This window comes from Rhodococcus sp. IEGM 1302 (assembly GCF_030056935.1).
GTDB classification, from domain to species: domain Bacteria; phylum Actinomycetota; class Actinomycetes; order Mycobacteriales; family Mycobacteriaceae; genus Rhodococcus_F; species Rhodococcus_F qingshengii.
Genome location: NZ_JASHKY010000005.1, coordinates 222,598 through 234,658 on the forward strand (window position 1 = coordinate 222,598; position 12,061 = coordinate 234,658).

A 12,061-nucleotide genomic window follows, 5' to 3' on the forward strand; every position below is an offset into this window, starting at 1 on the left:
GGTGGGTATCAGACAGGTTGGTATCAGACAAGAGTGAGAACTACGTCAGCCAGGGCAGGAGCTTCGCGCTCCAGTACAGAAGCTGAGATCAGGAGTCGCCCATTGTCTTTCCAGATCTGGATACTCAAGTTCTCGCCGGGAAATACGACCCCGGCAAAGCGGGCCCGAAATCCGGCTACCCGACTGCTGTCGCCGTCGAGCATGGTATCCACTGCGGTCTTGCAGACCATTCCGTAAGTACACAGTCCATGCAGGATAGGCGCTGGAAAGCCTGCCGCGGAGGCGAATTGCGGATCCGAGTGCAACGGATTCCGATCACCACACATCCGGTACAGCAAAGCCTGCTGTGGAAGCACAGGCGTCACCACTGTCTCATCTGCTTCGCGATCCGGAAGCGTAATCGACTCCGACGGACCACGTTCACCCCCGAAACCACCCTCGCCGCGGGCGAAAATGGACGAGCGAGCTGTCCACAGCGGGTTGCCCTCGGCGTCGACCGTGACGGATTCCTGCACGATCACCGCGGCCTTGCCCTTGTCCCAGACCTCGGCGATTCGAGTTGTGGTGCGGCCACTTCCACTTGCCGGGATCGGCTGCTGGACAGTGACTTCCTGGCTCCCGTGGACTACCTTCGCCAGATCGATTTCGACGCCGGGGAACGACACCTTCGGTGCTTCGGTGGCGTGGAAGTTGGCGGCGACGGTGGCAAAGGTGGGTAGTACCTGAGGCTTTTCGTCGTCGAGGTATCGAAGCTCGTTCGGATCAAGCGGACGAGCACCTGCCCCCAGGGCCAAGTGGTAGTGCTGTACGTCCGACGGGGTCCACGAGAACTCTTGTGGCGCAAGCTCGGCGCCGAGTGCGATCTTCGGATCAATTGGCATGGTCGACCGCCGTCTTTTCAGCTGCAGGTGCTTCGGTTGTCTCGGCCTTCTTCGCACGCTCGACAATGTCGAGTACGGCCAAGTAACCGAAAGTCATTGCGGGACCGATGGTCGCGCCTGGTCCGGCGTAGGTGTGGCCCATGACCGGAGCGCTCGCGTTGCCAGCCGCGTAGAGGCCGTCGATGACGCTTCCGTCTTCGCGTAGTGCTCGGCCGTTGACGTCGGTGCAGATACCACCCTTGGTGCCGAGGTCACCCGGAACCATCTTGATGGCGTAGAACGGAGCCTTGCTGATTTCGGCGAGGCTGGGGTTCTTCAGTCGGGGATCGCCGTAGTACGCGTCGTAACCACTGTCACCGCGTCCGAAGTCCTCGTCCTTGCCGTTGCGCGCGAAGCCGTTGAACCGATCGACGGTTTCGGTCAGCGATGCGACGGGAAGCCCTGTCTTCTCTGCCAATTCGGCGATGGTTCCCGCCTTGACCACGATGCCGGCCTTGAGCCAGCGGCCGGGGAAGGGGGAGCGGGGAGTGATACCGGCAAACGTGTAGCGGTTGCGGTAGCGCTGATCGAGAATCATCCACGTCGGGATGTTCTCGCCGGGCCCCTCGCCCTGACCGTACTCACCGCCGTACATCGCATGGGTCGCCTCGACGTACGGAGCAGCCTCGTTGCCGAAGCGCTTGCCCGACATGTTGACCATCATGCAGCCCGGGAGGGTGCGCTCGGAGAGAGCGAACCACGGTCCGCCGGTCAGCGGAATGGACGGGCCCCACCAGGCGTCGTCCATGAAATCGACTGCAGCGCCCACTTCTTGGCCTGCGCGGATACCGTCGCCGGTGTTTGCCTTCGCGCCGACGGTCCATTCGGTGCCGATAGGTGCGCGCTGGTACTTCTCACGCATTTCCTTGTTGTGCTCGAATCCGCCGGATCCCAACACGACTCCGTGGCGAGCGCGGATGACCTGCTCCTCGCCGTCGACGATGACGTTGACGCCGCGAACAGCGCCGTCTTCGGTGTACAGGGAGGTCAGCGGGGTGTTCAGCAGGATGGGTACTCCGGCGGACTGAAGTCCGAGTCGAATACCGGCGACCAGTGCCTGGCCGCGAACCAGTAGATCCTTCTTGGTGGCCTTCGCTGCGAGGAATCGCATGCCGACCTTCATGGCGCGCAGGGGTCCGCGAGGATTGCGCATCAGCAGGTTGAGCCACTTGTAGTCGGCCTGGGTGATGACGAAGTTCTTGGGGGCCTTGACGTAGTCGGGCTCGAGGTTCTTGCGGTCGGCGCCCAACTTGTTGCCGTCGAACGGGGTGGGCTCGACACTGCGGCCACCGAGGCGTCCGCCGGGTGCTTCCGGGTAGTAGTCGGAGTAGCCGGGAACCCACTGCAGCTCGAGCGGGCTGTTCTTCAACACGAACGAGAGCATCTCGGGACCGCGCTCGAGATAGGTGTCGATGCGTTCGGGAGCGACAACGTCGCCGATGATGCTGTGCAGGTAGGAACGTGCGGCCTCCGGTGTATCGGTGACACCGTCCGCTTGAAGTGCCTCGTTGTTGGGGATCCAGACCCCACCACCGGAACGGGCGGTCGATCCGCCGTAGTGGGCGGCTTTCTCCACGATGACCACACTCAAGCCCTGGTGGGCTGCGGTCAAGGCCGCTGTCATACCTGCGGCACCACTGCCGACGACGACGATGTCGTATTCCTGCTTGCTCATGTAGAACACGTTATAGAATGATGGGGGTGTCAGTCCATGCTTTCTGCCAGGAAGTATTTCCGGACGTTGTCATTGATAACGAAACACGTTGCAGTGAGATTGAGGATGGTGCGGTGTGACCTGGGATACTTCGGTTGACGTCCTTGTGGTCGGGTTCGGTGTGGCGGGCGCCAGTGCGGCGCTCGAAGCTGTAGCGGCCGGTTCGTCGGTTTTGGCAATCGACCGAGCACTCGGTGGTGGTGCCAGCACGATTTCCGGAGGAATCTACTACGCCGGCGGCGGCACCGTGATTCAAAAGGAAGCCGGTGTCGAGGACAGTCCCGAAGCCATGCTCGCCTACCTGAACCGCGAGGTCGGTGACGCGGTGACGCCGCAGACTCTGCGCCGGTTCGTCGACGAGAGCCCGGCGTCGATCGACTGGCTGCGCAGTCACGGCGTGCCGTTCGAGGCCTCACTCTGTCCGTACAAGACGTCGTACCCGAGCAACAAGCACTACCTCTACTTCTCGGGTAGCGAATCGGCCGGCGGGTTCCGTGACATCGCAAAACCTGCTCCGCGTGGTCATCGCGCCAAGGGGCGTGGCACGTCGGGAAAGATGCTGTACGGCCCGCTCGCGAAGTCCGCGGAGGCGAAGGGCGTCCAGTTGCTCGGCCAGACGCGAGCGGACCGGCTGATCATCGAGGACGGCCGGGTGATCGGCGTCGAAGCACTGACGCTGCGTGACGCACCCGCCGGAGTTCGTCGCCGTCACGCGACGCTCGGGTCCTTGTCCTCCAAGCCCGGCGTCTACGCACCGCAGTTGCGCACGATTCTCGACGCACTGATCGCGAAGATCGAGAAGAAGCACGCCAAGCGGATTCGTATCCAGGCACGCGGCGGCGTGATCCTCAGCGCCGGCGGCTTCGTGTCCAATCGCGAGATGATGCGTACCCATGCTCCCGCCTACAAGGGCGGTATCCCGCTCGGCACCTCCGGGGACGATGGCAAAGGCATCAACCTCGGTGTCGAAGCCGGGGGAGCCACCGACAAGCTCGGCAATGTGTCCGCCTGGCGATTCATCGTCCCGCCGAGTGCTTTTCTCGGTTCCATTTTGGTGGGTGAATCCGGTGCGCGAATCGTCGACGAGTCCCGTTACGGTGCCGCTCTCGGTCAGGCGATGGCGGAGAAGAGCAGCGGAATCGGTTGGCTGCTGGCAGATTCCGAACTCGTTCGCGAAGCGAAATCGCAGATAAGTGACCAGTCGATGTGGTTCCAGCGGGTACAGGCCACCGGAATGATGCGTACTGCATTGCGTGGCAACACCATTGCCGAGGTCGCCCGCAAAGCGGGGATAGACGTCGCCGGCCTTCAAGCCACCGTCGACGCGCACAACTCCGCTGCCGCTGCCGGACAACCTGATCCGATGGGTAAACCGTCGGACTTCGTCAGGCCGATACTGTCTGCGCCGTTCACGATGTACGACGTCTCGATCAAGCCCAACATGATGAATCCGTGCCCGATGCTCACGCTCGGTGGATTGGTGGTCGACGAATCGTCCGGCATGGTGAAAAACGAGGCCGGGGAGGGTATCCCTGGTCTGTACGCCGCCGGCCGTACCGCGGTCGGTATCTGTTCCAACTCGTATGTGAGCGGCTTGTCGCTCGCCGACTGCGTATTCTCCGGACGACGAGCCGGTCAGCACGCAGCCGCATTCTCCACAGTCGGAAAGGCCTGAACGATGCTCTCGACGCAGATCCGCGGCGAACTTGCCGACCATCTTGATTCGGCGGAACGGGATCGCGCTCCGATCAGCCCGCTGATCGCCACGTATCCGGACATCGACGTCGTCGACGCCTACGAGATCCAGCTCATCAACATCCGGCGTCGTGTTGCCGGTGGCGCAAAGGTGGTCGGACACAAGGTCGGACTCTCGTCACTGGCGATGCAGCAGATGATGGGCGTAGACGAGCCAGATTACGGTCACCTGCTCGCCGAGATGGAAGAGTTCGAGAACCGTCCGGTCGACACGTCGCGCTTCTGCTTCCCGCGCGTCGAGGTGGAGGTCGCCTTCATTCTGGGAGCAGATCTGCCGGGCGCCGGGTGCACCGAACAAGACGTCATCGACGCTACTGTCGCCTATGCGCCGTCCATCGAGTTGATCGACAGCCGGATCAAGGACTGGAAGATCGGCCTCTCGGACACCATCGCGGACAACGCGTCCTCCGCCGGGTTCATCCTCGGCAAGGAACGAGTTCGCCCGTCGGACATCGACATCAAGGCCATCGACGCGGTGCTGACCTGCAACGGGGAGCGGATTGCGGAGGGGCGCAGCGATGCGGTTCTCGGTAACCCGGTCACCGCTGTCGCGTGGTTGGCGCAGAAGGTCGACACGTTCGGAGTTCGGCTCAAGGCCGGCGACATCGTTCTGCCGGGTTCGTGCACGCGAGCGATCGACGCTCATCCAGGCGACAACTTCCGAGCCGAGTTCAGCGGCCTCGGTTCCGTCTCTCTTCAGTTCACGTAGGAGTAGTCATGACCAAGGCAAGTGTGGCGATCGTCGGATCGGGAAACATCAGTACCGATCTGTTGTACAAACTGCAGCGTTCCGAGTGGCTCGAACCGCGATGGATGATCGGAATCGATCCCGAGAGTGAAGGATTGGCGCGCGCCCGCAAGATGGGACTCGAGACCTCCGCCGAGGGCGTCGACTGGTTGCTCAGCCAGGCGGAGAAACCGGACCTGGTCTTCGAGGCGACGTCGGCATACGTGCACCGCGAGGCAGCACCACGCTACGAGGCCGCCGGTATCCGTGCCATCGACCTGACGCCGGCCGCGGTCGGCCCGGCTGTGGTTCCGCCCGCGAACCTGCGTGAGCACCTGGACGCACCCAACGTCAACATGATCACCTGCGGTGGGCAGGCAACCATTCCGATCGTCTACGCGGTATCACGTGTCGTCGACGTGGCGTACGCCGAGATCGTCGCCTCGGTTGCATCGTTGTCCGCCGGCCCGGGAACTCGCGCGAACATCGATGAGTTCACCAAGACCACCAGCCGCGGTATCGAGACCATCGGCGGCGCACAGCGCGGCAAGGCGATCATCATCCTCAACCCCGCGGACCCGCCGATGATCATGCGCGACACAATCTTCTGCGCTATCCCCGAAGACGCCGATCAGGCCGCGATCACCGACTCCATTCACCGCGTCGTCAAGGACATCCAGCAGTACGTGCCCGGCTACCGGTTGCTCAACGAACCGCAGTTCGACGAACCGAGCGTCGTTTCCGGTGGCTATGCAACGGTCACCACGTTCGTCGAGGTCGAAGGCGCAGGCGATTTCCTGCCGCCGTACGCGGGCAACCTCGACATCATGACGGCAGCAGCCACCAAGGTGGGCGAGGAAATCGCCCAGAAGCTTCTGAGTGTGAAGGCATGAGCGACATGATTCATTTCGATTCGAGCTGGGACATCCGCGTCACCGACACATCGCTGCGCGACGGCTCCCACCACAAGCGTCATCAGTTCACCGTCGACGAAGTACGAGCCATCGTCGGTGCCCTCGACGGAGCCGGAGTGCCGGTCATCGAGGTCACTCACGGCGACGGCCTCGGCGGGTCCTCCTTCAATTACGGCTTCTCGAAGACTCCCGAGCAGGAACTGATCAAAGCTGCAGTCGAGACGGCGACCAACGCGAAGATCGCCTTCCTGATGCTGCCCGGTTTGGGCATCAAGGACGACATCGTCATCGCACAGGACAACGGTGCGTCCATCTGCCGCATCGCAACTCACTGCACCGAGGCAGACGTATCCATCCAGCACTTCGGCCTCGCGCGTGAGCGTGGACTCGAAACAGTCGGATTCCTCATGATGGCTCACTCGATTCCGCCGGAGAAGCTGGCCAAGCAGGCTCGCATCATGGCCGACGCGGGTTGCCAGTGTGTGTACGTGGTCGACTCCGCCGGCGCACTTGTGCTCGAGCAGGTATCCGATCGCGTCGAGGCGCTGGTTCAGGAACTCGGCAACGACGCTCAGGTCGGCTTCCACGGACATGAGAACCTGGGCCTGGGCGTCGCCAATTCCATTGCGGCAGTTCGTGCGGGAGCCAAGCAGATCGACGGTAGTACCCGTCGGTTCGGTGCCGGCGCCGGCAACGCCCCGGTCGAGGCGTTTGTCGGTGTCTGCGACAAGATCGGAGTCAAGACCGGTATCGACTTCTTCGCGATCGCCGATGCAGCCGAAGACGTTGTGCGCCCGGCAATGCCGCAGGAGTGCCTGCTCGATCGTCAGGCACTGATGATGGGCTACGCCGGCGTGTACTCGAGCTTCCTCAAGCATGCCGAGCGTCAGGCCGAGCGGTACGGAGTGTCGTCCGCGGAGCTGTTGGTGCGCGCAGGCAAGCGCAAGTTGGTCGGCGGCCAGGAAGATCAGTTGATCGACATCGCGCTGGAACTCCAGCGCGAAGCAGCGGCTTCCTAGGCCATGGCAGACGTACTGGCCGGAAAAGTGGCCTTGGTGACCGGCGCGTACTCAGGGTTGGGGCGCGCCGTCACCGAGCTCCTCCACCGCAGGGGCGCAAAGGTTTTCGGTATCGCCCGCGACAAGGAAAAGCTGCGACAGTCGATGGTCGAGGTGGTTGGCGCGGATGGAGAGCGTCGTTTCGCGGCGACGGACGTCTCGGATTCCGCTCAGTGTGATGCGGCCGTGCAAGCGTGTGTCGACGAACTCGGTGGTATCGACATCCTCGTCAACGTGGCGGGATCGCACTCGCTTCGTCATACGGCGGATATTGCGGATTCCGAATGGGCACATGACCTTGCGGTCAATCTGAACGGACCGTTCTTCCTTTCCCGAGCAGCACTGCCGCACTTGCTGGAACGGGGCGGCAACATCGTCAACGTCTCCTCGATCGCGGGGCTGGAAGGGCAGGCGTACTCGGCTGGATACTGCGCTGCCAAGCACGGACTCATCGGACTGACCCGAGCGATGGCGATGGAGTTCACCGGAAAGTCTCTGCGTGTCAACGCAATCTGCCCCGGCGGCATGATGACTCCTCAAGTCACCGGATTCACCTTCCCCGACGGAGTCGACTTCGACCTCGTCATGAAGGTTGCCTCGCCGCGTGGCTTGATGGAAGCCGAGGACGTTGCGAAGATGGTGGCTTTCGTTGCCTCCGACGACGCCTCGGCGATACACGGGGCCGTCTACTCGGTGGACAACGGAAAAATGGCATGACCCCGTTGGTCTCGGGACCGATCTTCCAGATCTGCTGGGCGGTCGAGGAGATCGAGGCCGCCGAACAGGAGTTCACTCGGCAGTGGGGAGTGGAGCGATGGCTACGTATGCCAGACATCGCCTTTGGTCCCGAGACCACAACGTATCGAGGTGAGCCCGCGGACTATGTCGTTCACGTGTCGATCGGATATGCGGGCAGCCAACAGCTCGAGTTGATCCAACCAGTGTCCGGACGCAACCTGTACACGGAGTTCCTGGAGACTCACGGCGTCGGAGTTCATCACATGGCTTGGGTTCCCGACGATTACGAGGCGACGTTGCTCGAGGCCGAGCGTCGCGGAATGTCGGTGGTGCAACAAGGTCGGGTAGAGGGCGCCGGCATGGAGTTCTCCTACCTCGATGCCGGGCCGTTGGGTGGATACGTCGAGTTGATGAAGCTCTCGCCCGAGATTCGGTTGATGTTCGCTTCGCTCATTCCTGATTGACGGCAAACACTTTCGTGAAGTAATCGGAAACGTTCTCCGGGTGACCACGGAATCCGAGGTAGCCGTCGGGGCGAATGACCAGCGCCGCCGTACCTTCGACCCCATACGCGGCGCACAGTTGCGAGGCGTTGTCCTCGATGATCGGCACCAGCGAGTCGACGGTCACGGTTCCCGGTGGCACTATCGCGTAGACGTCCAGCAAGCCGTGCGCTGATCGAATTGCGGCGTCGGCGACCTTCTCCAAGCTGTTGATGCTCTCCGCGGATCCGTCCGAAGTCAGCAGTAACGTGTGGTCGACTCCTGACAGCAAGTCGAACAACCGAATTGGATACTGCACACCGTCTCGGCGCATTCCGCGTGCATCGGGTGCACGCTCGCCCGGTTGAACGTGTGGACTCGAAGAATTACGCCCGGTGTTCAGCGGACTCTCCGAGTAGTCGATCAACAATTGAGCCTGGCGCCGCATTGCCGTGTCGATGGAAGACTCTCCCGAACCGATTCCTTCTCGAGCATTTCGGACGGTCATCCCGACGACTTCTTCACCGACCGGCCGTCTTTCGGCATCGTAGGTCTCGAGAAGATCTGCTGTTGCAACGCCTTTGACGGCGAGCGCTATCTTCCACGCAAGATTGTGGGCGTCCTGGATCCCGGTGTTCATGCCCTGCGCGCCAGTCGGGGGATGGATGTGCGCGGCGTCGCCGGCGACAAAAACCCGTCCGCGACCGTAAGCGTCGACGATGCGGTGGCTGATGCGGAAGACCGAGGACCATCGCAGCATCGAGGCGGTTGTCGGTTCTGGGGACAGTCTGTCGAGCACGGCCTGGATGTGATGGAGTTCCGGTTTCTTGCCGGTTGAAAAACCGTGTTGTACAGCGGCTTTGTTCGACGATTCGCCCGGCATCAACTCGTCCGGAACGAGCATCGACATGCGGTACCGCTTGTGTCCGGGAAGTGGGATGCAGACGAGTAGGTCGTCGGTGGTTCCGTCGTCGGTGGTGTGGTTGGCGCGGACGGAGTAGCCGCTGGGGATCGACCAGTCGACTTCGACGTCGCCGAGCATGTAGCTCTCGGCAAACGCGCCGCCCTCGAAGCTCAGGCCCAGCCCTTTGCGGACCACGCTGTGCGCGCCGTCGGAACCCACCAGGTACCGGGCTGTCACAGTGCTGCCGTCGCTGAGGGTGCAGGTGACGGCGTCGTCGGACTGTTCGAATGCAGTGAGGCCGACTCCGCGTTCGACGGTTGTTCCCAACTCGGTGAGGCGCTCGGTGAGGATGCGCTCCGTCGAGTACTGAGGCAGGCAGAGAAACCAGTAAGGAACGTCGTCGGGGAGGGTGAGGTCGACGCGGCCGACCTCGACGCCGTTCGTGTACATGATCTGACCGCGCATCAATGTCGAGGCGTCGAGTGCCTGGCGGAGCACCCCCATGTTCTCGAAGAGTTCGAGAGTGCGTGGCTGAATCCCGACGGCTTTCGCGTATTGCCGCGGTTCGTCGAGCGGGTCGACTATTCGGCACGAGATACCGCGTCTGCGCAGCTCGATCGCGGTGGTCAAGCCGATCGGGCCGGCGCCCGCTACCAATACGTCGGTATCCATGAGGACCCACTCACGTCGGGGACAGTCGGTCATTTCAGTATGGGTAAGCGAACTTTCGTTTTGGGGAAATTCGCGCAAATCGGACATCGAGGGGTTGTGTCTCGCGCCGACTGTCCGTCCGCGCACCGACTGTTTTGCGCTATTGCTCGGCTTCGAAGCCGAGCGCGATTCTCCTGCACAGAAGCGTGAGCTCGACCTCGTCGACGCGTGGCGCGTCGTCCCATGAATCGACGTCGTTCCAACTCACTGAACTCGGAGCGCCGAAGGGCCTGACGAAAACGTGCTGATGAAAGTGGGGGACGCTTCGCCCGGCGATCGCGGAGAACACGAATTCCGGAGTCAATTCCGAGTCGAGGGCACGTGAGACGCACCAGACCGCGTGTGCGATGGCGAGTGCTTCAGGTTCGGATAGTGAAGGCAATCCGGACACGTGTCGACGGGTCTCGACGAACACATATCCAGGAACCGAACGGCCGTCTGGCTGAGGAGGCCGATGCGAGACAACGACGAAGTCGTCCTCGAATATTCGGGGGCTGACGAGCGGGCCAGTTCCTTGGTGTTTGGCGCATATTGCGCACGTTGACGTCCCCATTCCACTTTTGTACCGAGTGTGGCGCGGTGGCGGAAGATTTGCGATCAGCCCGAACGGAGGGTTCATCTAGATGTACAAATCAGCATGTTTGTAAAAGTTTTACCTTGAAAATCGTTGACAAGACACCATCATTTGTCCACTCTCTATACATAGATGTTGTTCGTGTCGCGGATTACCGCGCAGGACGTACTCACTGATCCGAACGAGAACTGGAGAATTCGATGGCGGCGTTGGTGTACACCGAGCCAGATGGTCGGCTCGCAACTTGGAGAGACCGGAAACGCTACTTGTGGCTGTTGGCGCTGATTCCGTCATCGGCAACTTTCATCGCCGTGGGGCTTGTTACCGCCACCGGATGGAATGTCTTCTGGTGGACCGGCCCACTGATCGCGTTTGCTCTCATTCCCGTCATCGACATCCTGGCGGGTGAGGACGGGAAGAATCCGCCCGACGAGGTGATCGACGAACTCGAGAACGACCGCTTCTACCGGTGGTGCACCTACGCCTATCTGCCGCTGCAGTACACGGCCTTCTTCCTGTCCTGCTACATCTGGGCGCGTTGGGATTTGAGCGTTCTCTCCAATATCGGACTCGCAGTGACGATCGGTGTGACGGCCGGAATCGGCATCAACACAGCCCATGAACTCGGGCACAAGAAGGAGAGCGTCGAGCGCTGGTTGTCCAAAATCGTTCTCGCACAGAGTGCTTACGGTCACTTCTACCTCGAGCACAACCGTGGCCACCATGTGCGAGTGTCGACTCCGGAAGATCCGGCGACCTCGCGCTTCGGTGAGACCCTCTACGGTTTCTGGCCGCGCAGCGTCGGCGGGGGATTGAAGTCGGCGTGGCATCTCGAGAAGACCCGCTTCGAGCGTTTGGGCACCACGCACTGGAGCATCAAGAACGACGTGCTCAACGCCTGGCTCATGTCGGTTGTTCTGTTCGGTGTCGCGCTTGCAGTGTTCGGGATCGGCATCGCGCCGTACCTCGTGATCCAGGCGTTCATCGGGTTTTCGCTGCTCGAAGCGATCAACTACCTCGAGCACTACGGACTCCTACGTCAGAAAACCGCAAGCGGACGGTACGAGCGATGCACGCCGGCGCACAGCTGGAACAGTGATCGCATCTGCACCAACGTCTTCCTTTATCACTTGCAGCGGCACAGCGATCATCATGCGAATCCGACACGGCGCTACCAGGCGCTTCGCAGTATGGAAGAGGCCCCTCAGCTCCCGAGCGGCTACGCCAGCATGATCATGCTCGCCACAGTTCCGCCCCTGTGGCGCAAGGTGATGGACCACCGCGTTCTCGAGCACTACCGAGGTGACATCACCCAGGTCAACATCGCGCCGAAGAAGCGGGCCAAGATCCTCGCAGCCTACGGGGTGAACGCATGAACGCCTACATCTGCCCGATCTGCGACTACACGTACACCGAATCGACAGGTGCTGCGCGAGAAGGCTTTCCGCCCGGCACGCCGTGGTCGAGTATCCCGGACGACTGGTGCTGCCCCGACTGCGGCGTCCGCGAGAAGGTCGACTTCACCCTCGTCACGCAATCCTGATCGAAATACCCACCGGTGAAA

The 12,061-nt window shown here is 61.8% G+C and carries 12 protein-coding genes; 8 read left to right on the forward strand and 4 right to left on the reverse strand.

Annotated elements, in window-relative coordinates:
• Window positions 1–23 precede the first annotated feature (23 nt).
• Window positions 24–881, reverse strand: coding sequence for an enoyl-CoA hydratase ChsH3 (gene chsH3 / locus QM609_RS11925; protein WP_050655873.1), 858 nt, complete (start codon window positions 879–881; stop codon window positions 24–26).
• The gene (gene kstD / locus QM609_RS11930) at window positions 871–2,595 is read right to left on the reverse strand and encodes a 3-oxosteroid 1-dehydrogenase (RefSeq protein WP_007734077.1); all 1,725 of its coding nucleotides are present in this window, start codon (window positions 2,593–2,595) and stop codon (window positions 871–873) included. Before kstD ends, chsH3 begins: the two co-directional genes overlap by 11 nt.
• A 115-nt stretch (window positions 2,596–2,710) precedes the next feature.
• Here kstD and QM609_RS11935 point away from each other — a divergent pair, with 115 nt between their 5' ends.
• The 6 genes from QM609_RS11935 to QM609_RS11960 are packed head-to-tail and all read left to right on the forward strand — an operon-like array spanning window position 2,711 to window position 8,290.
• Window positions 2,711–4,309, forward strand: a complete 1,599-nt coding sequence (locus QM609_RS11935) for an FAD-binding protein (RefSeq protein WP_050655874.1) — start codon at window positions 2,711–2,713, stop codon at window positions 4,307–4,309.
• Window positions 4,310–4,312: 3 nt separating this feature from the next.
• Complete coding sequence (locus tag QM609_RS11940; protein WP_042449395.1) at window positions 4,313–5,098, forward strand: 2-keto-4-pentenoate hydratase; 786 nt, start codon at window positions 4,313–4,315, stop codon at window positions 5,096–5,098.
• 8 nt (window positions 5,099–5,106) lie between these two features.
• Window positions 5,107–6,009, forward strand: a complete 903-nt coding sequence (locus tag QM609_RS11945; RefSeq protein ID WP_050655875.1) for an acetaldehyde dehydrogenase (acetylating) — start codon at window positions 5,107–5,109, stop codon at window positions 6,007–6,009.
• Window positions 6,006–7,049: a 4-hydroxy-2-oxovalerate aldolase gene (gene dmpG / locus QM609_RS11950; RefSeq protein ID WP_007734084.1), complete on the forward strand. Its 1,044-nt coding sequence runs from the start codon at window positions 6,006–6,008 to the stop codon at window positions 7,047–7,049. Before QM609_RS11945 ends, dmpG begins: the two co-directional genes overlap by 4 nt.
• A 3-nt stretch (window positions 7,050–7,052) precedes the next feature.
• A complete protein-coding gene (locus QM609_RS11955) occupies window positions 7,053–7,805 on the forward strand; it encodes an SDR family NAD(P)-dependent oxidoreductase (RefSeq protein WP_050655876.1) in 753 nt (250 codons plus the stop codon).
• Window positions 7,802–8,290, forward strand: a complete 489-nt coding sequence (locus QM609_RS11960; protein ID WP_050655877.1) for a VOC family protein — start codon at window positions 7,802–7,804, stop codon at window positions 8,288–8,290. The genes QM609_RS11955 and QM609_RS11960 overlap by 4 nt, the downstream gene beginning before the upstream one ends.
• On the opposite strand, the gene QM609_RS11965 is transcribed toward QM609_RS11960, so the two are convergent.
• Both QM609_RS11965 and QM609_RS11970 read right to left on the reverse strand, forming a co-directional pair.
• Entirely contained in the window at window positions 8,277–9,884 is a 1,608-nt protein-coding gene (locus tag QM609_RS11965; protein WP_050655878.1) for an FAD-dependent monooxygenase, read from the reverse strand. The two genes, QM609_RS11960 and QM609_RS11965, sit on opposite strands and share 14 nt — an antisense overlap.
• A gap of 139 nt (window positions 9,885–10,023) precedes the next feature.
• On the reverse strand, window positions 10,024–10,314 hold the full coding sequence (locus tag QM609_RS11970) for an HIT family protein (RefSeq protein ID WP_283337284.1): 291 nt from the start codon (window positions 10,312–10,314) through the stop codon (window positions 10,024–10,026).
• A gap of 383 nt (window positions 10,315–10,697) precedes the next feature.
• Between QM609_RS11970 and QM609_RS11975 the strand changes: the two genes are divergently transcribed.
• Complete coding sequence (locus tag QM609_RS11975; RefSeq protein WP_003945652.1) at window positions 10,698–11,873, forward strand: alkane 1-monooxygenase; 1,176 nt, start codon at window positions 10,698–10,700, stop codon at window positions 11,871–11,873.
• Window positions 11,870–12,040: a rubredoxin gene (locus QM609_RS11980; RefSeq protein ID WP_007734092.1), complete on the forward strand. Its 171-nt coding sequence runs from the start codon at window positions 11,870–11,872 to the stop codon at window positions 12,038–12,040. The genes QM609_RS11975 and QM609_RS11980 overlap by 4 nt, the downstream gene beginning before the upstream one ends.
• Window positions 12,041–12,061: the final 21 nt, after the last annotated feature.

Excerpts from the sequence above, each read along its gene's own strand:
- QM609_RS11960 (WP_050655877.1), top strand. The coding sequence starts at position 7,802 with ATGACCCCGTTGGTCTCGGGACCGATCTTCCAGATCTGCTGGGCGGTC.
- QM609_RS11945 (WP_050655875.1), top strand. The coding sequence starts at position 5,107 with ATGACCAAGGCAAGTGTGGCGATCGTCGGATCGGGAAACATCAGTACC.
- dmpG (WP_007734084.1), top strand. The coding sequence starts at position 6,006 with ATGAGCGACATGATTCATTTCGATTCGAGCTGGGACATCCGCGTCACC.
- QM609_RS11975 (WP_003945652.1), top strand. The coding sequence starts at position 10,698 with ATGGCGGCGTTGGTGTACACCGAGCCAGATGGTCGGCTCGCAACTTGG.
- chsH3 (WP_050655873.1), bottom strand. The coding sequence starts at position 881 with ATGCCAATTGATCCGAAGATCGCACTCGGCGCCGAGCTTGCGCCACAA.
- QM609_RS11955 (WP_050655876.1), top strand. The coding sequence starts at position 7,053 with ATGGCAGACGTACTGGCCGGAAAAGTGGCCTTGGTGACCGGCGCGTAC.
- kstD (WP_007734077.1), bottom strand. The coding sequence starts at position 2,595 with ATGAGCAAGCAGGAATACGACATCGTCGTCGTCGGCAGTGGTGCCGCA.
- QM609_RS11980 (WP_007734092.1), top strand. The coding sequence starts at position 11,870 with ATGAACGCCTACATCTGCCCGATCTGCGACTACACGTACACCGAATCG.
- QM609_RS11965 (WP_050655878.1), bottom strand. The coding sequence starts at position 9,884 with ATGGATACCGACGTATTGGTAGCGGGCGCCGGCCCGATCGGCTTGACC.
- QM609_RS11940 (WP_042449395.1), top strand. The coding sequence starts at position 4,313 with ATGCTCTCGACGCAGATCCGCGGCGAACTTGCCGACCATCTTGATTCG.